Source organism: Fictibacillus sp. 23RED33 (genome assembly GCF_015903925.1).
Taxonomy (GTDB): domain Bacteria; phylum Bacillota; class Bacilli; order Bacillales; family Fictibacillaceae; genus Fictibacillus; species Fictibacillus phosphorivorans.
Map to the genome: position 1 here is coordinate 128,774 of NZ_JACZDX010000003.1, position 20,082 is coordinate 148,855.

General features: G+C 40.9%; 24 protein-coding genes. 1 reads left to right on the top strand and 23 read right to left on the bottom strand.

Annotated elements, in window-relative coordinates; genetic code table 11:
* Positions 1-10 precede the first annotated feature (10 nt).
* From bshB1 to IHV09_RS12430, 4 genes are read right to left on the bottom strand one after another with little or no spacing between them, the layout of a single operon-like run.
* Complete coding sequence (bshB1, locus tag IHV09_RS12415) at positions 11-703, bottom strand: bacillithiol biosynthesis deacetylase BshB1 (RefSeq protein WP_197130602.1); 693 nt, start codon at positions 701-703, stop codon at positions 11-13.
* Positions 700-1,116: a methylglyoxal synthase gene (gene mgsA, locus IHV09_RS12420; protein WP_197130605.1), complete on the bottom strand. Its 417-nt coding sequence runs from the start codon at positions 1,114-1,116 to the stop codon at positions 700-702. Before mgsA ends, bshB1 begins: the two co-directional genes overlap by 4 nt.
* An 11-nt stretch (positions 1,117-1,127) precedes the next feature.
* Positions 1,128-1,931 carry a 4-hydroxy-tetrahydrodipicolinate reductase gene (gene dapB / locus IHV09_RS12425; protein ID WP_197264646.1) on the bottom strand — a complete coding sequence of 268 codons (804 nt, stop codon included), beginning with the start codon at positions 1,929-1,931 and terminating at the stop codon, positions 1,128-1,130.
* On the bottom strand, positions 1,924-2,268 hold the full coding sequence (locus IHV09_RS12430; protein ID WP_137789064.1) for a nucleotide pyrophosphohydrolase: 345 nt from the start codon (positions 2,266-2,268) through the stop codon (positions 1,924-1,926). Before IHV09_RS12430 ends, dapB begins: the two co-directional genes overlap by 8 nt.
* Before the next feature lie 142 nt (positions 2,269-2,410).
* Here IHV09_RS12430 and IHV09_RS12435 point away from each other — a divergent pair, with 142 nt between their 5' ends.
* Complete coding sequence (locus tag IHV09_RS12435) at positions 2,411-3,283, top strand: YitT family protein (RefSeq protein WP_197130611.1); 873 nt, start codon at positions 2,411-2,413, stop codon at positions 3,281-3,283.
* A gap of 47 nt (positions 3,284-3,330) precedes the next feature.
* Here IHV09_RS12435 and IHV09_RS12440 read toward each other — a convergent pair whose 3' ends face one another.
* The 19 genes from IHV09_RS12440 to IHV09_RS12530 all read right to left on the bottom strand — a co-directional run bounded on the left by IHV09_RS12440 (position 3,331) and on the right by IHV09_RS12530 (position 20,082).
* A complete protein-coding gene (locus IHV09_RS12440) occupies positions 3,331-4,011 on the bottom strand; it encodes a zinc metallopeptidase (RefSeq protein ID WP_137789062.1) in 681 nt (226 codons plus the stop codon).
* Positions 4,012-4,104: 93 nt separating this feature from the next.
* The gene (locus IHV09_RS12445; protein WP_197130615.1) at positions 4,105-4,899 is read right to left on the bottom strand and encodes a sporulation protein YpjB; all 795 of its coding nucleotides are present in this window, start codon (positions 4,897-4,899) and stop codon (positions 4,105-4,107) included.
* Positions 4,900-4,984: 85 nt separating this feature from the next.
* The gene (locus tag IHV09_RS12450) at positions 4,985-5,551 is read right to left on the bottom strand and encodes a DUF1405 domain-containing protein (protein WP_197130618.1); all 567 of its coding nucleotides are present in this window, start codon (positions 5,549-5,551) and stop codon (positions 4,985-4,987) included.
* Positions 5,552-5,631: 80 nt separating this feature from the next.
* Positions 5,632-6,399 carry a menaquinol-cytochrome c reductase cytochrome b/c subunit gene (locus IHV09_RS12455; RefSeq protein WP_197130621.1) on the bottom strand — a complete coding sequence of 256 codons (768 nt, stop codon included), beginning with the start codon at positions 6,397-6,399 and terminating at the stop codon, positions 5,632-5,634.
* A gap of 48 nt (positions 6,400-6,447) precedes the next feature.
* Entirely contained in the window at positions 6,448-7,119 is a 672-nt protein-coding gene (gene qcrB / locus IHV09_RS12460; RefSeq protein WP_066241815.1) for a menaquinol-cytochrome c reductase cytochrome b subunit, read from the bottom strand.
* A 3-nt stretch (positions 7,120-7,122) separates the two neighbouring features.
* Positions 7,123-7,626: a ubiquinol-cytochrome c reductase iron-sulfur subunit gene (locus tag IHV09_RS12465; RefSeq protein WP_137789058.1), complete on the bottom strand. Its 504-nt coding sequence runs from the start codon at positions 7,624-7,626 to the stop codon at positions 7,123-7,125.
* Positions 7,627-7,745: 119 nt separating this feature from the next.
* The gene (locus IHV09_RS12470) at positions 7,746-8,210 is read right to left on the bottom strand and encodes a YpiF family protein (RefSeq protein WP_197264647.1); all 465 of its coding nucleotides are present in this window, start codon (positions 8,208-8,210) and stop codon (positions 7,746-7,748) included.
* 292 nt (positions 8,211-8,502) lie between these two features.
* Entirely contained in the window at positions 8,503-9,054 is a 552-nt protein-coding gene (locus IHV09_RS12475) for a ReoY family proteolytic degradation factor (RefSeq protein ID WP_197130627.1), read from the bottom strand.
* 90 nt (positions 9,055-9,144) lie between these two features.
* Complete coding sequence (locus tag IHV09_RS12480) at positions 9,145-10,398, bottom strand: tetratricopeptide repeat protein (RefSeq protein WP_197264648.1); 1,254 nt, start codon at positions 10,396-10,398, stop codon at positions 9,145-9,147.
* A gap of 37 nt (positions 10,399-10,435) precedes the next feature.
* Positions 10,436-11,308 (bottom strand): hypothetical protein, encoded by an 873-nt coding sequence (locus tag IHV09_RS12485; RefSeq protein WP_197130634.1) that lies wholly within the window; start codon positions 11,306-11,308, stop codon positions 10,436-10,438.
* Positions 11,309-11,569: 261 nt separating this feature from the next.
* The gene (gene hisC, locus IHV09_RS12490; RefSeq protein ID WP_197264649.1) at positions 11,570-12,676 is read right to left on the bottom strand and encodes a histidinol-phosphate transaminase; all 1,107 of its coding nucleotides are present in this window, start codon (positions 12,674-12,676) and stop codon (positions 11,570-11,572) included.
* Between the two features lie 14 nt (positions 12,677-12,690).
* Positions 12,691-13,497, bottom strand: coding sequence for a tryptophan synthase subunit alpha (trpA, locus tag IHV09_RS12495; protein ID WP_197264650.1), 807 nt, complete (start codon positions 13,495-13,497; stop codon positions 12,691-12,693).
* Positions 13,498-13,499: 2 nt separating this feature from the next.
* Positions 13,500-14,699, bottom strand: coding sequence for a tryptophan synthase subunit beta (gene trpB, locus IHV09_RS12500; RefSeq protein WP_197130643.1), 1,200 nt, complete (start codon positions 14,697-14,699; stop codon positions 13,500-13,502).
* The gene (locus IHV09_RS12505) at positions 14,696-15,328 is read right to left on the bottom strand and encodes a phosphoribosylanthranilate isomerase (RefSeq protein WP_197264651.1); all 633 of its coding nucleotides are present in this window, start codon (positions 15,326-15,328) and stop codon (positions 14,696-14,698) included. The genes trpB and IHV09_RS12505 overlap by 4 nt, the downstream gene beginning before the upstream one ends.
* Positions 15,312-16,088 (bottom strand): indole-3-glycerol phosphate synthase TrpC, encoded by a 777-nt coding sequence (gene trpC, locus IHV09_RS12510; RefSeq protein ID WP_197264652.1) that lies wholly within the window; start codon positions 16,086-16,088, stop codon positions 15,312-15,314. Before trpC ends, IHV09_RS12505 begins: the two co-directional genes overlap by 17 nt.
* Positions 16,078-17,106 carry an anthranilate phosphoribosyltransferase gene (gene trpD / locus IHV09_RS12515; protein WP_197264653.1) on the bottom strand — a complete coding sequence of 343 codons (1,029 nt, stop codon included), beginning with the start codon at positions 17,104-17,106 and terminating at the stop codon, positions 16,078-16,080. Before trpD ends, trpC begins: the two co-directional genes overlap by 11 nt.
* Before the next feature lie 368 nt (positions 17,107-17,474).
* Entirely contained in the window at positions 17,475-18,254 is a 780-nt protein-coding gene (locus tag IHV09_RS12520; protein WP_197264654.1) for a CheR family methyltransferase, read from the bottom strand.
* Positions 18,255-18,588: 334 nt separating this feature from the next.
* Positions 18,589-19,032 carry a nucleoside-diphosphate kinase gene (gene ndk, locus IHV09_RS12525; protein ID WP_197130658.1) on the bottom strand — a complete coding sequence of 148 codons (444 nt, stop codon included), beginning with the start codon at positions 19,030-19,032 and terminating at the stop codon, positions 18,589-18,591.
* Between the two features lie 84 nt (positions 19,033-19,116).
* Positions 19,117-20,082, bottom strand: coding sequence for a polyprenyl synthetase family protein (locus IHV09_RS12530; protein WP_197130661.1), 966 nt, complete (start codon positions 20,080-20,082; stop codon positions 19,117-19,119).

The window sequence follows — 20,082 nt, forward strand, 5'->3', positions numbered from 1 at the left end:
GACTTTCTCCTTATAAATGGTTAGTTATATAAGTTTGTTCTGTAATGAACCCTTCTGCATAACTCACACCAGCTTCAAGACCAAACAGCTTGTCACGGGATTCTACACGTTCGATGTACCCGTTCGTTAGGGGTGTATCGATACTTTCTATCGTTTTTACAAACTGAGATGGATAAGCTTTCAATGCTTCGATCTTTGCATTGTATGACTCAGTTACGTTAACAAAGAGTTGTGGTCTCTCCGCACTGTTGATCATGTAATAAAATATATTCTTTACTTTGTGTGCAGGCAGATGTTTTGGATCTTGAATATTTTTTATTCCGGCAGAAAAGACGGCTTCTTTTACGAGACGTGCACAGTTTGCGTGATCTGGATGACGATCGATCCAATAGGGAGCAAACACATATTGAGGTTTATGCTCTCGAATAACTGAAACCAGTTTTAAAATATATTCTTCCTGCATATATAGGCCGCGGTCAGGTAACTGTAGGTTACTTCTTGTTCTTACTCCTAAAAGTTCTGCTGCTCTTTCAGCCTCTTTTTTCCGGATGTCGACGGTGCCGTTCGATGATAGTTCTGCTTCTGTTAAGTCACAGATGATCACGTCACGACCTCTCTCAGTTTCTGCTTTAATCGTAGCTCCCATGCCGATTTCTACATCATCTGCATGAGCGCCAAAGGCAAGCCAGCTTTCAACGGTCATTTTTTCTCTGACTCTCTTTCATCTATTATTTTTCTCCAATCCAGATCTCCTCGTTCGAGTGATCGAATAAAAAGTTCTGCTGAAGCCAAGTTTGTTGCGAGCGGAATCTGATATACATCACATAAACGCATCAGTGCAGATACATCAGGCTCATGAGGCTGTGCAGTCAACGGATCTCTGAAAAATAGTACAAGATCAAGATCATTTTCTGCGATCAATGCTCCGATCTGCTGATCGCCGCCTAAAGGACCAGATTGGAATCGTTTGATTTCAAGCCCCGTCGCTTCATTTATTTTAAAACCTGTCGTTCCTGTCGCAAACAGGGTATGTTTTTTTAGGATCGGTGCATATGCGACGGTAAAATTGATCATATCGTTCTTTTTCTTATCGTGCGCAATAAGAGCTATCTTCATAGTATCCCCTCTTATTCCATAATATTTTCAAGGCCGTATACAAGACCTTCAATGTTCATAACACTTTCTACCGCAAGTCGTACACCAGGCATGAAAGACGCTCTGTTCATAGAATCATGACGGATCGTTAAGACTTGACCCTCACCACCGAAGATGACTTCTTGATGCGCGACCAGTCCAGGTAATCTTACACTATGAATACGGATTCCTTCTAGTTCTGCGCCTCGTGCTCCTTTAAGGTCCTCTTTTTCATCAGGATGACCTTGTTTCTTTTCATCTCGCACTTCTGTTATTAGTTGCGCTGTTTTTAATGCTGTTCCTGACGGCGCATCCAACTTTTGATCGTGATGCTTTTCAATGATCTCTATATCCGGAAGGTATTTCGCTGCCATCTGAGAGAACTTCATCATTAAAATGGCACCGATCGCAAAGTTTGGTGCGATGATGGCACCTGTTTGTTTTTCTTCAGCCAACGCTGTTAGACGTTCAAGATCTTCATTGGAAAAGCCTGTCGTTCCAATTACCGTGCGAAGACCGTGGTTAAGCGCCAACTCAAGGTGCTTTTTGCCGATATCCGGACGCGTGAGATCTACAACGACATCTGCTTTTACAGCAGCAAGGCAGTTTTCCATATCATCGTAAACAGGTGCTTCCATAGAATGTGGTGCACCTGATAGATCCTTAACTTGAAGTCCGTCATTTTTTGAATCTACTGCAGCCACTAGGTTAAAATGTGGAGTTTCCTCAATCATCTTCAACGCTTCTTGGCCCATCTTTCCTCGAGGTCCAGCAAGTATGATACGAATATTATTCATGAGTAGTCTCTCCTTCTTTTTTAGTCCATCTGTCTTTGTCTCGTGTTTCAAACTTATTCATTACTGTTTTTAACGCATCGTCAAGATCTATATCGAGGGAATTTGCCAGACAGATCAACACAAAGAACATATCTCCAAGTTCTTCTTCGACCGTCTTTTTATCCTCTGTTGATTTCTTCGGTTTCTCTCCATAATGATGGTTCACTTCACGGGCTAGTTCCCCTAATTCTTCTGTTAAACGTGCAAGCATAGCTAAAGGACTGAAATAGCCTTCTTTAAACTGTGATATGTATTGATCTACAACGTCCTGACTCTCTTTTAATGTACGATTGGCCATGATGTTGACACTCCTCATTCAATATTAGTCTTCTTTATGTTATCGGTATTTTTTCTGTTTGACAAATTTCATGAAATTTCGCTTATAATAGGAAGGCATGACTAAAAACAACCTTAGTATCTTTGTAGAAAGTAGGCCTCATATGACTTATCCAATCAAACTAAAAAATATTTTATTTATCTTACTTGGTGCTGCCATCTTTTCGTTCGGAATCGTCCACTTTAATATGACGAACAATTTGGCCGAAGGTGGTTTTACAGGGATCACGCTTATTCTCTATTTTCTTTTCTCGATCGATCCTTCTTATTCTAACCTGGCACTCAACATTCCATTGTTTTTTGTCGGCTGGAAGCTGCTTGGAAGAAATGCCTTCATCTATACGATAATTGGAACCGTTGCCGTATCGGTATTTTTGTTTATCTTTCAACGTTTTTCATTTGTTACGATCAACCTTAAAGAAGATATGACACTTGCTGCTTTGTTTGCAGGGGTATTTATCGGAGTCGGGCTAGGAATCATCTTCCGCTTTGGTGGAACGACAGGCGGAGTGGATATCATCGCGAGACTCGGTCATAAGTTTCTAGGCTGGAGCATGGGTAAAACGATGTTCATCTTTGATTTCGTTGTTATCGTTGTCTCGTTAGTCTATTTAAACTATAAAGAAGCGATGTACACACTACTTGCTGTTTTCATCGGGGCGCGTGTAATCGACTTTATGCAAGAAGGTGCTTATGCTGGTAAAGCGGTCATGATCTTCTCGGATAAAAATACCGAGATCGCAGCAGACATCATCAAAGAATTAGACCGTGGCGCAACCATCTTAAACGGTAAAGGTTCTTTTACAGGGAACATCCGTGAAGTGCTGTACTGCGTCATCGCTAAGAACGAGATCGTCCGCATAAAGCAAGTGATCGAGCGTATCGATCCGCATGCATTTGTTACCGTAAATGACGTTCATGAGGTAATCGGTGAAGGTTTTACTTTAGATGCTGATAAGAATCCAATAGGCAGATAGAAAAAAGCTCCCGATAAAGTATCGGGAGCTTTACTGTTAGATTAATATTAATCGTCTTGGTTCATCCCTAAGAACATGAAGATGAAACGTGCTAGTTCGAGTAATGCTACAAGAGCACCAGCTACATACGTTAAGGCAGCAGCATTAAGTACTTTACGAGCACCTCGCTCTTCGTTGTTACGAATCAGACCTGTTGAAACGATCTGGTCCATCGCACGAGAGCTTGCATTAAACTCAACCGGCAGTGTAACGAACTGGAACAATACAGCTACTGACATGAAGATGATCCCTAAAAGGAACATGTTCATCGAGCTTAAAAGCATACCACCAAGAATCAATAGAAACGAAAAGTTAGATCCGATGTTAGCTACAGGAACTAGAGCATGTCTGAAGCGTAAGAACGCATAACCTTCAGCATCTTGAATTGCATGCCCTACTTCATGGGCTGCAACGGCTGCGCCTGCAATCGAACTTCCGTAATAGTTATCTTCAGATAAACGAACTACTTTACTGCGAGGGTCGTAATGATCAGATAGCATCCCTCTGACTGGCTCTACTTGAACACTGTAGAGTCCGTTTTGGTCTAAAATCTCTCTTGCTACTTCTGCACCAGTCTTTCCTGTGCTGTTACTCACCTTCGAATACTTTTTGTACGTGCTTTTCACTCGCATCTGAGCCCAGATTGGAACGATAAGCAAAATTGCGAAGTAGATTAAAAATCCACCCATCGTTGGCATTCCTCCATATAAAAAGCTTTTGATACTCACATTTTACGTTTTCAGCTCACAGTTTGTCAAAGAAAACGCATGACTCATGACCTACTAACGTTTATCCGGCACTCTCAATCCATCTTGCTGATCACCTTTGTATTTTCTCCATCCTACGTAAGCTAGTGTTGATGATATGATTCCACCGATTGAAAATATTAGCCAAAAGAGCGATGGCTCTGAGTTATCTTTTTTTGCGAAGAACAGTGCTTCAAAATCAGCAGCAGCTGTCTCAAGCTGTTTTTGATGAGCAGGATCTGTAAGAATCTGACTGCGGTTCGTATCAACGTAAGAAACATGTTCATCGAGCTTTTCTAAATCTTCATCTTTCAGGTCAACCATTAAAGCTGGTCTGACCGTTTCGTAACGTTCAAGTAAAAGATTGGCTGCTTGATGAAACGCCACCGAATCATCTTCACTGATTCCCTTTTCCATCGTGATAAAAGGCTCGAGCATCATCAGCCCTGTTTTTTTCCATAACGGTTCATAATCGGTCTGAAGGGCATCCACTAATAAACGAACTTCGGTAAGCTTGTTTAGCTTTTTTTCCTTCGACCACTCGGGATTCTGAAGAGAAGATACAGCATCTCTGAACGTGTATTCTACGAGACGCTTCTGTTCAGGTCTTAAGGACAAGACGTCTTCTATATGAGTGATATTAGCTGATGTAAACTGCAGCACGCCAGCTGCTTCTTCATATCGTTCTATCTTACCAAGCTCCCAGATCTCACTCGTAAGCTCATTTATCTCAGACCATTCCTTCGTCTCTGTATGATTTGATGCAAATACTGGCATAGCAAGTCCAAAAACCATACAAAGAACCATCAATGCCCATCCAAACCTTCTCATCCGTTGTCCCTCCTGTACCCTTATACTTAAAACGTATGAGAGCTGGGACAAGGATAGACCTATTAATAAGGAATTAGAACGTGTTCTACGCTTTTCTCATCTTCCAAACAATGAAGATGGATAACGCAGATAACCAAAAGGTCAAGTATCCGATCATGTCTTGATACGGATCAAGAATGTCATATCGCGGCATCATATCAAACACGTAGTCGATGATTTCGTTATGAAATAGAACGAGTGCAGCAAGCGTTACATGCCAACCCTTGATCTTATAAAATGGAGCGTATAACAGACCTTGAACCGCCATACCGAGGTGTGAAAAGATAAGCATGTAGTTTATAAGATCCAAAGGCGTCCCAACAAAAGCACCACCAAGATTCATCCCCACTGCCCATATGCCATACTTAAAAAGCGTCGCAACGGCCAATGCCTCGATCACTCCATGCTGCTTATCCCTCAAAAACCCGATGATGACAAAGACAAAAAACAGAGATGCTGTTGGACTATCGGGTACGAACGGCAAAAAGTACCACGGTGTTTCTTGAAGCTGATAGAGGTACCAATAGTAACCGTAGATCGTGCCTAGTATGTTGATTAAAAGAAGTGCTAGTAAGAACATTCGATCCATGATGATCGCTCGAATCCAGGCCATAACCACATACTCCTTTATCATTACTGTGTTTCGTTTTCATTCAGAAAAAAGCCGGCCCATACCGAGCCGGCTTCAAACATTTACTTCTGTTCTAGTTTTGAGATGAATTCTGCTAATTGTTTTAGCTCATCATCAGAACCTTTAAACGCATTCGGCGGCATGCCTGGTGGCTTACCTTCTTTAGCGATTTTCATGATTTCTTCAGGCTTCAAACCTGTTCCGATCAATGATGGTCCTGATGCTCCACCTGATAACGTGTTACCGTGACAGCCTACGCAGCTCTGCTTTTGGTAGATCTTGTAACCAGGGTCGTTTTCATCAAAACTTACATCAACGATCTTACCTTGAGTCTTCGCTTTTTCCCAATCGTGTGTCACAACAGATTCCCATGTTAGATATGTAACAGAGATCAAACCTAATAACATTAATCCAGTTGCGATCGGACGTTTAGAAGGACGTCGCTCCAACCCTTTGTCCAGGAATGGCGCAAGCATTAACGCACCAAATGCTAGACCCGGTATAATAACAGTACCGATAAGAACATAATCCCCTGCCGCATACTTGTACTTCAGAAGCTGGTATAAAAATAGGAAGTACCAGTCTGGTAGAGGAATATATCCAGCATCGGTAGGATCTGCTTTTTTCTCCAAAGGAGATTCATGGACGATTGTTAGGATAAGGTATCCGATTAAGAATACAGCTCCTACCATCCATTCTTTTAAAAGAAAGTTTGGCCAGAACGCTTCCGTTTTTCCCGGAAACTCCGAATAATCTTTTGGAATATTCGGCTTGCGCTCAGCAGGGACACGAGAGTCACCGACAAACTTCATTCCTTTACCGCGATGCATATATTTCCCTCCTTTGCTCTTATGAAACTTTAAATCTTATGTTTGTTCTTACAACGGTCCGGAAATACCTTGTTTACGGATCATTAAGAAATGGGCACCCATCAAGCCTAATAATGCTGCAGGAAGGAAGAATACGTGAATCGCAAAGAATCGCGTAAGCGTCTGTGCTCCGATAATCTCTCCACCGGCAAGGAATGTCTTTGCGATCGGACCAACAACAGGAATCGTCATAGCGATCTCAATTCCTACCTTAGTCGCAAATAGCGCTTTCATATCCCAAGGTAATAGATAACCTGTAAAACCTAAACCTAACATAACAAAGAAAATAAGTACTCCAACAACCCAGTTTAATTCTCTTGGCTTCTTATAAGCTCCCTGGAAAAATACGCGCAATGTATGTAGAAACATCATTACGATAACAAGGCTCGCGCCCCAGTGGTGCATTCCGCGTACGATCACTCCAAATGCCACTTCATTTTGCAGGTAATATACGGATTCCCAAGCATTCACGATATCAGGCACATAGTACATCGTTAAGAACATACCTGAAAGAATTTGGATAACCGTGATGAAGAAAGTTAATCCACCGAAACAGTAAACAAACGCAGAAAAATGATGTGCGGGGTTTACGTGTTCAGGTACTTCATGGTCTGCAACATCTCTCCAAAGCGGCGTAATATCCAGGCGCTCATCTACCCAGTCATAAATCTTTTGTAGCATTCATTACGCCCCCTTTCTTGGTTTTGCCTTTCCTAAATAAAGCTTTCCATCTTTCACCTGGCTGTCATATACATCAAGTGGTGCAAGAGGTGCAGTTCCCTTAACATTCGTTCCATCCTTCGTATAACGGCCTAAGTGGCAAGGACAGAAGAACTGGTTAGGGTGCGATGGATCTGTATTCCAGTCTACCGTACAACCTAGATGTTTACAGATTGGAGAAAGTGCGATAAAATCACCATTCTTCGCTTTATAAACCCAGGCAGATTGAGTGACATCAGATTCGTACCAGCCATCTTTTTGTTTGATTTTAAAATCGAAACGCTTTGGTTCGTTCGCAATCTCTTCCACGCTCGTAACCGCTACCAATTCTTGATCTGTTCCCTCTTTCAAAATCGGATCAAGGGCGAAACGGACCATTGGCATAAGCATGCCGGCAGCCATAAATCCACCTACGCCAGTTAATGTGTAGTTTAAGAACTGACGTCTTGAAATATCTTCCTTTGACATTGTTTTCCCCCCCTTATGCTGTAAATGACGGTCCATCCGGACTTTTACACACATATTACTAGGACATAAACATGATAGCTTATGTTGTCTTTTAATGTCAATATGACATGTGGTAAATATTACGAATTTATACTCCTCTGCCAATCGTTGAAAATAAGCTGAAACAACGGTTTTACCTGCTCTTTTATCACTTCTAATTTATACTTCTCGTCCATTGTTTCTAGCGGCAGAGCGGGTACCCAAAACAATTGTCCCGAAAGTTGCTGTTCGAATTCCTTCCAATACACATCGCTAGTCATCAGAAAGATATGTTTGAAATGGCCGGAAATTTTTACGTGCTCTAAGAAACTAGTTAATCGTTCAAGAGCCTGATCATTTTTTACGTATGTAAAATTAGGGGATAAGAACAACCTGCCATGCAGCTGACGCTCGATCTCTGACGTTAGCAATTCTGTATACTCGGACATCGTCACGCTCGATTTGAAGTCGTGAGAGAAGCTGACTGGTGTTAACGGAATCAGTATCGAATCTACATACTCACCAGATTTTAAGAATACATCTGCGTCTTTTGTTTTCCATTTCATAAAAAAATCTCCTTACTTGGTATGTACTGCTTCTTATCGTACCATATTTCTCTCTAGCATAATGTGGTTGGCTAGGAAAATAGGTAGATTTGTAGATGTCGAAATAAGTCTAAGTATGTCGACTCGCGGATAAAGTGATCAAACTTTTGGATTGCAGGCAAAAACTTCTGGATTCAAAGCCTGATTTCGTGGATTGGGTGCAATATTCCATGGTCAAGATTTAAAAATATTGCGCGCAAACGTAAGCCCACAAAAAAGACGACCCTTTTTCTTAAGAGTCGCCTTCACACAACTAGGATGGCTGTTTTTCTAAACTTTTTAGTTCATTGGTCCATTTTGTAAAACTATCATAATCCTTTTGGTCTAGTGCTGCATCGATCTTCGCCATAATATCATTCTTGCGGTAGGTTTCAATCGACTTCTCTAAGACCATTTCCGCCCAGATGCCATATTTTTTGTCCATAGACATGTTCTGTGGCAAGTGTGGGTTCTCTTCTAATACAGAAGCGTACTCGGGCGTCAGACGTGATGCGTTAAAATTAAGCTCAAGATAGATCTCTTCTTCTTGGTTCAAGCGGATGTCGTGAAATGATTTTTCGGCATCAGTCGTTAGAACATTTTGCTTGTAAAAACGGAACGGAACTCCGTCTGTGCATTGAGTTGACATGATTATGGCCTTTGGACAATATTCAGCTTTCTCTACAAAATGTACCTTCTCCATCAGTTGGTCATCACTAACTAAATAGTTTAATAACCAAACACATTCGCGCTTCTTTAACTGATAATGATTAAGGAACCATTTGATAAAATCCTTTTTTTCAAGGACCGAAACGGTGCTGCTCATTGCAATCCCCCCATCATTCAAAAACACGTCATCTTGATAATAAATATATTCTCTCACTGCTCGTAAAATCCTTCTTCACTTCAGAAAGTTTTAAAAATCTTCCAATCGATTTAAAACGTCTTCAATATCGTCTCGTTCAGGGCTTTTGTTCAACAGATTCTGCAGAATAGATTTCGCTTTCTTCTGGTCGCCTTCCTCGATGAGGAAATAAGCATATTCTTCTAAGAACACCGGGTCCTCAGTAAATAACAGAGATGCTTTTTCGTACCATTTTGCCGCTTCCCTATAATCTTCAGTTTCTTTGTTTGCTGTAGCGAGATGCCAGTACATGAGCGGTATCTCCTCTTTTGTTTCAGCTAGTGATTTGTAGAGACTGAGCAGATCATCAAATCGTTCTTCAGAAATGTACTGATCTCCTAACCGCAATAACGGTTCTATACGTGTAGGATTGAGTTCAAGTGCTTGTTTCACCCACTGTTCTCCTTGTTCAGGATTGTGGAGTTTATAAGCTAACCTTGCAGCTTGCAGATAGATATTCTCGTTATGTTCATCTCTCTTTAACCCTTCAGAGATAACGTCATATGCTTCTGTTAGTGCCCCTTCTTCTTCATACGCTTCAGATAGTACACTATAAAGGGTTGTATAATCAGGATCCATGTCTTTTAGTTCCTCAAGACTTGCGATCGCTTCTTTAAACTCACCTGCTTTAAAAGCAGTTACTCCATGACCAAACAAACTGTAAAGGTCTTTATGGTGATCCAGACCTTTTCTGTAGAATGGAAGTGATTCCTCAAACTTACCTGCTCTGCTTAGTGCTTCGGCATATCTTAATGTAACATCTTCAATTTCAGCTTTTTCGTCGATCGCTACTTTTAATAGTGGCAAACTTGAATCAAATTTACCTTGCCTTAAATAAAAATCACCTAAAGCATAAGCGAGCACAGGATGTTTCTGGTCCTTTTGATGCGCTTCTGTCAACTTACGTTCTGCTACTTCTGTCAGTCCAAGACTTTCATAAAGATCCGCTTGAAGGATGAGTGCTCTTAAATATTCGTCATCTTCTTCGGTTACTTGGTCCAAATACTCGATCGCTTTCTCATCCATGCCTTCATCCAAGCAGCATTCTGCAATGGATACGAGCAGCTCTCCATCTCCAGGGTATTTTTCGAGCAACTCATTAAAAAGGTTCATCGCTTCTGTTGTATGACCCCAGTTCAAGTAAACTTCTGCGATTTCAAATTTTTCTGGGTCGCCTGCTTTTTGTTTTAGTTTATCTAATAAGCTCATCCCTTTTTCGACGTCACCATGTTCGACAAGCCTTATTGCATCTTGGATTTCGTTCACTAATAAAACTCCCTTATCCCTTGTATTCTTGTGACTATTATACACGAGATATAAGAGATTCTCCAAAACGACGTGGCTTTACTACAATAATTTCTTTTCCATATCCCTGGTGCTTCTCTGGAACATTCTCTGAAAAGACGATTGTGCCTCTTACGATTACAGCCTGTAACGTTTCATTCAAACCATCCGTACGGTAAATACAATAGTCTGCATCACTGCCAGCGAACAGACCGCCTTTTACAGGGTATAGACCAAGCATTTTTAAACTAGGCAACGAGATCGGTTCTGCTTCACTCAAATCATGAAAAAGTGTTGGAATTTGATGTTTAATAGATAGCTCGTTCCATTTTCTTTGCCACGTTTTTTTCAACTTCTGATCCATGTCTGATGGAAAGGTTGGGAAGATCACTGTTCCATAACTAAAATTTGCTTCACTGATCCTCTCCCAGATCACATGTGTTAACTGAGTAAAATCTTTACAGATCAACTCGATGAACGGAATTCTCTGCTTTCGGCAAAAACTTATCATTTGTGGAGTGATTTTTTCTGGAGACATGCTAAGACCCATACAATAGTCTATCGAACTGGATATTAATAAGTGCCTCGTTCGTTTCAACTCTGTTTCAGCTTCATGTAAGTAGCTGACTTCAGCAGATGTTAGAAGAGTGGTCGTACCCATTCTAACTCGTTCACCCAGATTCTGCCTTACCTTTTCAATAGGCAATCTATTTAATGACATAAGAGGACTGATATGCCCAGGAATCATCTTTAAACCATGCATAGACATCTTCATCACATTCATTCTAAGAGGGCCCTGTGAGACGTAGGAGATTTTTTGAGAGTCTACTAGATAGGAAAGAACAGTATCTGTACCGAGCGATTGCAGCGGGCGCTCAATAATATATCGCATAGCTCGCCTCCTTTTTTTCTCTATAGGACAAGTTATGATAGAAACGAGATTTTTATGATAGAAAATATAATGGAAATAAAAAATGAGGACAAAAAAAGTCCTGACATGTAAGCGCTGTCAGGAAAGTATAATATGGATAGGAGTGGAGAGAAACCATATTACATTCATTATAAATAGAGCTTATTTAAAATGCAACACTTTTTTGAAAATTATGAAAATAGCCCGATGTTAGCAAAAATGATCGGGCTATTTTCATAGAACTTATTTGTTTACTTTCTCTACAACAGAGTCAATATACGTTCCTAAATGTTCGATGATCTCTTTGTTTTGTACTTCTTCACCGACTGTGATTCGTATCATAGTAGGAAACCCTAATGCACTTCCTGATCGAACAATATATCCTTTACGCAAAAGATAATCAAACGCTTTATCTGCATCAGATTTTACGTCGATCAGGATAAAGTTTGCTTCAGAAGGATAGTACAACAGTCCTTTATCATCACAAAATGCATAAAACAGTTCAAGACTTTTCCTGTTTTTCTCTTTACATTCTCTAATGAACGTATCATCTTCCAATGCTCCGATCGCAGCAGCTTGAGCGATTCTAGATGTGTTGAAAGGTTCTCTAGCTGGCTCGATATACTGGATGATGGAAGATGCAGCGACTCCATATCCAATTCGAAGCGCAGCTAGTCCATGGGCTTTTGAGAACGTTCTTAAGATCACTAGATTACTGTACTTCTCCAAGTAATCTAGCGTGTTTGGATAATCAGCAGCTGATACATATTCGTAATAAGCTTCGTCACTTACTACGATCACGTCAGACGGTACTTTTTCCATAAAGCTTACAAACTCTGACTCCGGAATATAGTTTCCAGTCGGGTTGTTCGGGTTGCAAAGCCAGACGATTCTCGTATTTTGATCGATCGCTTCAAGCATCGCATCTAGATCATGATTGCCTTCGTTCAACTGAACCTCTCTCACTTCAGCTCCTTCAATAACAGCATTATGTCTGTATTGTGGAAAAGTAGGAGCTGCCATCACGGTATTGGTTTCAGAAGATAGATACGCACGACAAAGAATTTGTACCACTTCATCTGACCCGTTTCCAAAAATGATTTGGTCTTGTTTCACTTGAAGTTGGTTTGAGAGTTTTTCTCTAAGCTCAGCTGAATAACCGTCAGGATATACATGAAGCTGTGAGAGCTCCTCTCTTATCTTTTCTTTCGCAAGATCCGAACATCCATAAGGGTTCTCGTTTGAAGCGAGTTTTACGATTTTCTCTAGTCCTAGTTCACGCTTCACTTCTTCTACTGGTTTACCTGGTTTGTAAGGTTTTAAAGATAACAACTGCTGTTTCGGCTGCATTTTCCCACTCCTTTTTAACGACTATAGACAGGCAGCAAAGACTCAATATACGATTTAAACGTTTTAATCGCTTCCTCCCTATTCGTTAGCAGGTCACTCTCTAGTTCCTCGATCTTTTTGACGATCGCACTACCTACGATGAACCCATCACTGCTGCCATCAAACTGCTGGATCTGTTCTCGCGTAGACAGTCCGAATCCTACTAAGACAGGAACACGGCTGTTTCGTTTCGCGGCTTTTAAGAAATCATCCAGTCCCGCTCTAAACTCACTTCTAACTCCTGTCACACCTAATGATGAGATACAATACAAAAAGCCTTCTGCCTCTCTGCTGAGTTTTGCAAGCTTTTCTTCACGGGTTGTAGGAGAAACGAGCGAGATGAGAGCAAGGTTATGCTCTGAACACATTTCTTGTAGATATCCGCTTTCTTCATACGGCAGATCAGGCACTAAAACCCCGTCCACACCGCTGTTCTCTGCTAACTTCAGGAAACGATTTTCTCCTAATTGTAACAAAAGATTATAATAAGTAAAGATAATTACCGGAATCTTCAATCCTCTTTCACGAAGCTTAGAAACGAGCTTTACAGTTTTTTCAAGATTCATGTTTTGTGCCAAACCTCGCATACCTGCCCTCTGAATGACAGGTCCATCCGCCAATGGATCTGAGTACGGAACACCTAGCTCGAGTGCATGAGCTCCACACTCTTCTAGGGCTAAGGACAGTTCGATCGTTGCTTCTTCACATGGATCTCCAGCCATGATGTACGGAGTGAAACGATAATCTGAAGAATGTTGAAAGACTTCCCATCTCTTGTTCATCTTTATTCGCCCCCTTCTTCAAATTCCATCAGAGTATGAACATCTTTGTCGCCTCTTCCTGATAAACAGACGACTACATGTTGATCTTTTCGCATTTTTTTTGCGAGCTTCAGACTATAAGCTACGGCATGAGCACTCTCTAACGCACATAGGATTCCTTCGTTCTCGCATAAAAGCTTTAAGGCCTGTAATGCTTCTTCATCTGTTACTGCTTCATACGTTACTCTTTTTGTCTCATGAAGGTAGGCGTGTTCCGGTCCTATTCCTGGATAATCGAGTCCCGCTGAGATCGAGTATGGTTCTGTGATCTGTCCTTCGCTCGTTTGAAGAAGCTTCGTCAATGAACCGTGAATCACTCCATTTGAGCCTTTGGATAACGTTGCTGCATGTTGTGCCGTCTCTACACCCATCCCTGCTGCCTCTATACCGTATAATGGAACCTCTTTCTCGATAAAGGGCGCGAACATGCCGATCGCATTACTGCCGCCTCCTACACAAGCTACAACAGCATCTGGAAGCTTCTCGTGATGAATCTCTTTAAATTGACTCTCTGTTTCATGACCGATCACTTGCTGAAATTGTTTGACCATCTTCGGATATGGATACGGTCCTACAGCAGAACCGATGAGATAAAATGTATCTTCTACCGCAGCAACCCATTCTCGGATCGCTTCATTGGTAGCATCTTTTAACGTTTGGCTGCCGCTCGTGACCTCGATCACTTCTGCACCTAACAGCTTCATACGAAAAACATTTAGTGCTTGTCTTCTAATATCTTCTTTTCCCATATAAACTTTACAAGATAATCCGTACTTGGCTGCAACGGTCGCTGCTGCTACACCATGCTGACCCGCTCCGGTCTCAGCGATAATCTTTTTCTTTCCCATCCTTACTGCTAAGAGCGCCTGGCCGATCGCGTTATTGATCTTGTGGGCTCCTGTATGGTTCAGGTCTTCTCTCTTTAAATAGATCGATGCTCCGCCATTGTACTCACTGAGACGATCTGCTCTTGTTAAGGGAGTCGGACGGCCTGAATAGATTGCTAGTTCTTTTTGAAAAAGCTCATTAAATTCTTTATCCTGTATGGCTTCATCGAAAGCCGTCTCTAACTCTTCAAGTGCAAACATGATCGTTTCTGGGACGTATTTCCCACCAAACACACCGTATCTTCCTCTATGATCAGGTACTGTAGCTGTAGTCATCTCATTATCATCCTTTCAAGAGTTTCTATTCTTTTTAAGCTTTTTCTTCCGTTTTCTTCGATACCACCACTCAAATCGATTCCGTGCGGATGAAGTCTTATTAGTTCTGAAACATTATCTGATCGGATTCCGCCAGCTATGAAACACGTTACTCCTATCCTTTCTGCTGTTCTCATCATGTTAGGAACTTCTTCCCAAGAAAAAGGAATACCTGTACCTCCGAACTGCCCTTTAGCTACTGAGTCTACGATAAGACTATCTGCCGCTTTTCCATATAACTCTATTTCATTTAAAACGTGTTCACTAAAAGGTAGTGCTTTATAGATTTCTTTGTTGCAATGAACTCTTATTTCCTTGAGCTGTTCAACCGTTTCAGTACCGTGACATTGGATGATGTCTATCGGAACCGTGCTGATTACTTCTTTGATTCGTTGTACAGTTGCGTTTTGAAAAACGCCCACGAGCTTTTTAGATTTTCCATACTTCTCAATCCAGCTGTTCACTTTCGTAGGATCGACTTTTCTTTTACTTTCAGCGAATATGAACCCGATCAGATCTGCTTTTGTTCCAATGAGCAGCTTATAGTCCTCTTCAGACTGACAGCCACAATATTTAATTTGAACAGTCATGATAAAGCTCTCTGATCTTAGTTTCTATCGAGTCCGCTCTCATCAATGTTTCTCCGATCAACATTCCGTTCACTCGGTGATCGAATAGGCTTTTAACATCTGAAGCTGTTTTGATGCCACTTTCACTGATAACAAGAGTTTCTTCCTTTATAGACGAAAGAAGAGAAAATGTATGCTGGATATCTGTTGTGAACGTCTTAAGATCACGGTTGTTTATTCCGATCATCGAAGGGTTGCAAACGTCGTAAACTTGCTGGATTTCCTGATGTGAATGAACTTCGACCAAGCACTCTAGCCCGCATTCTGTTGCTAGTGCATGAAGCTTCTCTAACCGTTCACTTGGTAAGCAAGCTGCAATGAGCAGAATCGCATCCGCTCCATTCTCAACGCTCTCAATGATCTGCTTTTCATCTATGATGAAATCCTTCCTTAAAAGAGGCAGCGAGACATGATTGCGAATATCTTTTAAATATTGAAGATCTCCTTGAAAGAACTCGGTGTCCGTTAAGACGGATAAGCAAGATGCGCCAGCTTTTTCATATTCAACAGCGATCTCTACAGGATTGAAATCTTCTTTTATGATTCCTTTTGATGGTGAAGCTTTTTTCACTTCAGCGATCAACGCTGGTCTTTTAAAAGAGTTTGCAAGTGTATAAGCAAAAGGTCGATGATCTTTATCGGTAAAATCCAGTTCACCTTTCTTGAATGAAGGGAGAACGGCTATTTCTTTTTCTTTTTGTTTCAATATTTTAGTTAACATGTGCACTCGCCTCTTCTTTCGTCATTTCTTCAAGATGATAATATGCGGATTTTAATCGTAGACACTGTTTGATGATCTCCACTCCGTCTCGAATACTTGAGACTCGTTTTGACGCAAACAGAGCTGCAGCTGCATTTAGGATGACGATATTACGAGCTGATTCATTTCCTGCACCTTGTAGGATGGAACGAATGAGCTCAGCACTTTCTTGTTTGTTCTTTACCGTTAACTCACTTAGATTTCCTCGGTTTAATCCTGCTTCCTCAGGTGTGTAGGTAAACGTTACAACTGTGTTGTTCTCTACTAAAAACATCCGTGTATCACCTGTGATCGAGCATTCATCCAAGCCTTCTTTACCTGTAACAATCAATGCTCTTTTGATCCCGAGCTTATTAATCACTTCAGCGAGCTTTTCAGCAACTTCTTCATTGCTTGCTCCGATCAGCTGATACGTCGGTGCCATCGGATTTAACAGTGGCCCGATACAATTGAAGATCGTTCGAAAAGGGAGTTGCCCCCTCAACGAAGCAACCTTTTTTAGTGCCGGATGAAAATATGGTGCGTGCAAGAATGCTATGTCGTGTTTATTCAGTTGCGAATTGGCTTCAAAGTGGTTACTTGACGCTTGAATGCCTAGAGCTTCTAGCACATCAGAGCTTCCACTTTTTGAAGTGACTGCTTTGTTGCCGTGCTTCGCTACTCTTACCCCTAAGGAAGCGAGTATGATACTGACAGCGGTGGATATGTTAAAAGTCGATGCTCCATCACCACCGGTACCACAAGTGTCCATCAGTTCATGGTGTTGTGAGGATTCAGCCTTTCTTGAGAGCTTTCTGATCGCTTTAACAAAACCAACGATCTCATCTACCGTCTCACCGCGAAAGCTCATGATACTTAGAACAGAACTTGCTTGAGCATCTGTAACATCACCACTCGCTAATTTCTCCATAAAATAAAAAGCTTCATTTTCTGTTAATGTTTCGTGTTTCATTATTTTTTGAATGATATTTGAAATCATATGAACACCCCTTAATCGTTTTGGTTGTTTTGTCTACAATCAAAAACGTTCAAGGCGGAATAGGAAAGGATATGATCATATCTGCACCTCCGTTAAATACGGAGAATGAGGAGGATATAAGAGGTCGATCTATAAGGGAACATGTACATGCTTCTTAAGAAGCAAACAAAAAAGCCATGCAGAAATAACCCGCATGGCATATGTACATATCCATTCTCGGCTCTGCTCCACTCAAACTCTCTCAACTTGTCTCAACTATGCTCTAAACTCTAAACTAAATGACACAATTACATGTGCTCTAAACTTATCAGTTACATTAAACTATTGTAGGAAATCTGTCAACAGATTTACAGCGTTACAATTTTTTTTTACTTAAGTTTTCTATAAAAGAACGGTTCTACCGATTCCAAGTCGTATAATCCAGGATTGAAGATCTGCTCGGTACTTCCCACAAATAGAACACCGCCTTTTCGAAGCGCTTTGCTGAATTTTTGATACAAAACCGTTTTTGCTTCTTCCGTAAAATAAATCATCACATTTCGGCAAACGATGAGATCAAAATCAGATTCAAAACGATCTGAAAGCAGATTCTGCTTCTTAAATGTTACTTGTTTTTTGATAGAATCTGAAACGCTGATACCAAGTTCCTCTTTTGTTGTATGTCGGGCAATTTTGTCGCTCGGAACATCTTTGATCGCTTTTTCAAAATAAAACCCTTTTTTTGCTTGGTCTAACACTTGTTGATCTAGATCTGTTGCAAGTATTGAAAACCTTGATAGTCCTTTTTTGTAATCTGATAACAACATCGATAGGCTGTATGGCTCTTCTCCTGTGGAACATGCGGCACTCCATACTTTTAAAGATGACCTGTCTTCAACTAACAGTGGAATGATTTTTTTCTCGAGCACATCCCATCGAGCAGGATTTCGGTAAAACTCAGAAACGTTAATTGTCATGCGGTCTAAAAACTCAAGAAGCAAATCTGAATTTTTTGTGAGTGCACGAAAATAGTCTGCAAATGTTGTAAATGATCGCTTGTCTCTCAGTGCAAGGAGTCTGCGTTTCATTTGCGCTTCTTTGTACAAGGAAAGATCTATTCCTGTTTGGTCATTAATGCTCTGTTTAAAGCTTTCGTAGTCCGTGTCCATATGTCTCTCTCCAATTCAGCTGCCATGCATATTTAATCTCTACACATATATATCGGAAGCTGATACGGATTTTTGCATACTAGATGAATGAACATTACAGATGGCTCGTGCATTTATATTATTATTTTATCCGTAGGAAGTTGTCGATTTTCGTAAATTATAGTCGACTTGTCATTATAATAGGTGAATTGGTGAAATTACGTTGCAAATCGGTCAAATTATTACGAAGAGAGGTAAATTTAATAATGAATCTTGGCAAACTCATAGTTAAAGGTCCTCAAAATAAAAAAACCGGCGCGGCGGCCGGTTAAAACGCTTTCATTTCCATGTAAAATTAAATCCAAACTGCTACTGCTTTATCATAAGAAACAAGTTCTTCTTCCTTGAAGAAAAGACCGATCTCACGGACAGCGCTTTCAGCAGAGTCAGAACCGTGGATGATATTGTTGCTTACTTGTACAGCATAGTCTCCGCGGATTGAACCAGGAGCCGCTTCAGATGGGTTTGTTTTGCCCATCATGTTACGAGCTGTAAGAATAACGTCCTTACCTTCCCAAACCATAGCAAATACTGGACCAGATGTAATAAACTCAACTAGTTCGCCGAAGAACGGACGCTCTTTGTGCTCACCATAATGTTCTTTTGCAAGATCTTCAGAAATGTTCATTAGTTTAGCACCAACAAGTTGAAAACCTTTCTTTTCAAAACGGGATACGATTTCTCCGATTAACGCACGTTGAACACCATCAGGTTTTACCATTAAAAACGTTTTTTCCATGCATTCCCTCTCCTATCATCTATGTATATGTGGGACAAGTTCCCCAGAGAAATCGTACCAAAAATTTTAAAAATTAGCAATCACTCAAAATTTTCGACCAGCGATATAATCTGCTACTTTTAACAAACTATCTCTGGCATCCGTTTCTGGCAAAGACTCGGCAGCCAATTTAGCGCGCTTTAAATATTTATCAGATATCTTCGTCGCGTAATCAATCCCGCCTAACTCTTTAATATCTTTTAACAGTTCAGCTAGTTGAGCAGGCTCTTTTGTTTCATAATAAGCATCCAGCTTTTCTTTCATGTCTGGATACTGATAGATCGTGTACAGCACAGGCAATGTTAAGTTTCCTTGCTTCAGATCACTGCCCGCTGGTTTTCCGAGCTGCTTTTCAGAAGCGGTAAAGTCTAAAATATCATCCGTAATCTGAAAAGCCATGCCGACAGAGAAACCAAAATCATACAGCTTCTTTTGAAGAGAGACATCCGCTTTAGAAGTAATTGCTCCAAGCTGACAGCTCAGCGCAATTAGAAGTGCGGTTTTCCGTTTGATCCGTTTGAAGTACTTTCTAATGTTTTGATCCGTATCATACTGTTCATTAATCTGCTCGATCTCACCGAGACACATCTCTTTCATTCCTTGGGCCAAGATTTGATGCGCACGTGGTATTTCGATCTCAGTCATTAGTTTTAAGGCGGATGCGAAAATAAAATCGCCCGTATACATGGCAATCTTATTATCGTATTTTGCTTTTACTGTTTTTCTTCCACGTCTCATATCTGCATCATCCACTACATCATCATGTACGAGTGAAGCCATATGAATCAGTTCAAGAGCTGCAGCCGGCTTTTTCACTTGCTGAATGTTATACGTGCCGAACTGAGCGGAAAGCAGAACAAATACAGGGCGGATTCTCTTTCCCCCTGCTTTTAAAAGTTCAGCTCCTGCCGTATGAATCTGTGTCTGATCGGAACGAACGGATTCTACGAGCTGATCTTCAATCTGCTGCAAGTCTTTTTTTAGAAATGAGTATAAGTCCTTTAACTTCAC

Coding starts and splice junctions, on each gene's coding strand:
- trpB (WP_197130643.1), bottom strand. CDS start 14,699: ATGACTACAGCTACAGTACCTGATCATAGAGGAAGATACGGTGTGTTT.
- qcrB (WP_066241815.1), bottom strand. CDS start 7,119: ATGCTACAAAAGATTTATGACTGGGTAGATGAGCGCCTGGATATTACG.
- dapB (WP_197264646.1), bottom strand. CDS start 1,931: ATGAATAATATTCGTATCATACTTGCTGGACCTCGAGGAAAGATGGGC.
- mgsA (WP_197130605.1), bottom strand. CDS start 1,116: ATGAAGATAGCTCTTATTGCGCACGATAAGAAAAAGAACGATATGATC.
- ndk (WP_197130658.1), bottom strand. CDS start 19,032: ATGGAAAAAACGTTTTTAATGGTAAAACCTGATGGTGTTCAACGTGCG.
- IHV09_RS12440 (WP_137789062.1), bottom strand. CDS start 4,011: ATGGGTGGATTTTTAATCTACTTCGCAATTTTGCTTATCGTTCCAATC.
- IHV09_RS12450 (WP_197130618.1), bottom strand. CDS start 5,551: ATGGCCTGGATTCGAGCGATCATCATGGATCGAATGTTCTTACTAGCA.
- IHV09_RS12455 (WP_197130621.1), bottom strand. CDS start 6,399: ATGCATCGCGGTAAAGGAATGAAGTTTGTCGGTGACTCTCGTGTCCCT.
- IHV09_RS12445 (WP_197130615.1), bottom strand. CDS start 4,899: ATGAGAAGGTTTGGATGGGCATTGATGGTTCTTTGTATGGTTTTTGGA.
- IHV09_RS12465 (WP_137789058.1), bottom strand. CDS start 7,626: ATGTCAAAGGAAGATATTTCAAGACGTCAGTTCTTAAACTACACATTA.
- trpC (WP_197264652.1), bottom strand. CDS start 16,088: ATGTTAACTAAAATATTGAAACAAAAAGAAAAAGAAATAGCCGTTCTC.
- IHV09_RS12485 (WP_197130634.1), bottom strand. CDS start 11,308: ATGCGATATATTATTGAGCGCCCGCTGCAATCGCTCGGTACAGATACT.
- IHV09_RS12505 (WP_197264651.1), bottom strand. CDS start 15,328: ATGACTGTTCAAATTAAATATTGTGGCTGTCAGTCTGAAGAGGACTAT.
- IHV09_RS12470 (WP_197264647.1), bottom strand. CDS start 8,210: ATGAAATGGAAAACAAAAGACGCAGATGTATTCTTAAAATCTGGTGAG.
- IHV09_RS12520 (WP_197264654.1), bottom strand. CDS start 18,254: ATGGACACGGACTACGAAAGCTTTAAACAGAGCATTAATGACCAAACA.
- trpA (WP_197264650.1), bottom strand. CDS start 13,497: ATGAACAAGAGATGGGAAGTCTTTCAACATTCTTCAGATTATCGTTTC.
- trpD (WP_197264653.1), bottom strand. CDS start 17,106: ATGATTTCAAATATCATTCAAAAAATAATGAAACACGAAACATTAACA.
- IHV09_RS12430 (WP_137789064.1), bottom strand. CDS start 2,268: ATGGCCAATCGTACATTAAAAGAGAGTCAGGACGTTGTAGATCAATAC.
- hisC (WP_197264649.1), bottom strand. CDS start 12,676: ATGCAGCCGAAACAGCAGTTGTTATCTTTAAAACCTTACAAACCAGGT.
- IHV09_RS12435 (WP_197130611.1), top strand. CDS start 2,411: ATGACTTATCCAATCAAACTAAAAAATATTTTATTTATCTTACTTGGT.
- bshB1 (WP_197130602.1), bottom strand. CDS start 703: ATGACCGTTGAAAGCTGGCTTGCCTTTGGCGCTCATGCAGATGATGTA.
- IHV09_RS12475 (WP_197130627.1), bottom strand. CDS start 9,054: ATGAGCAGCACCGTTTCGGTCCTTGAAAAAAAGGATTTTATCAAATGG.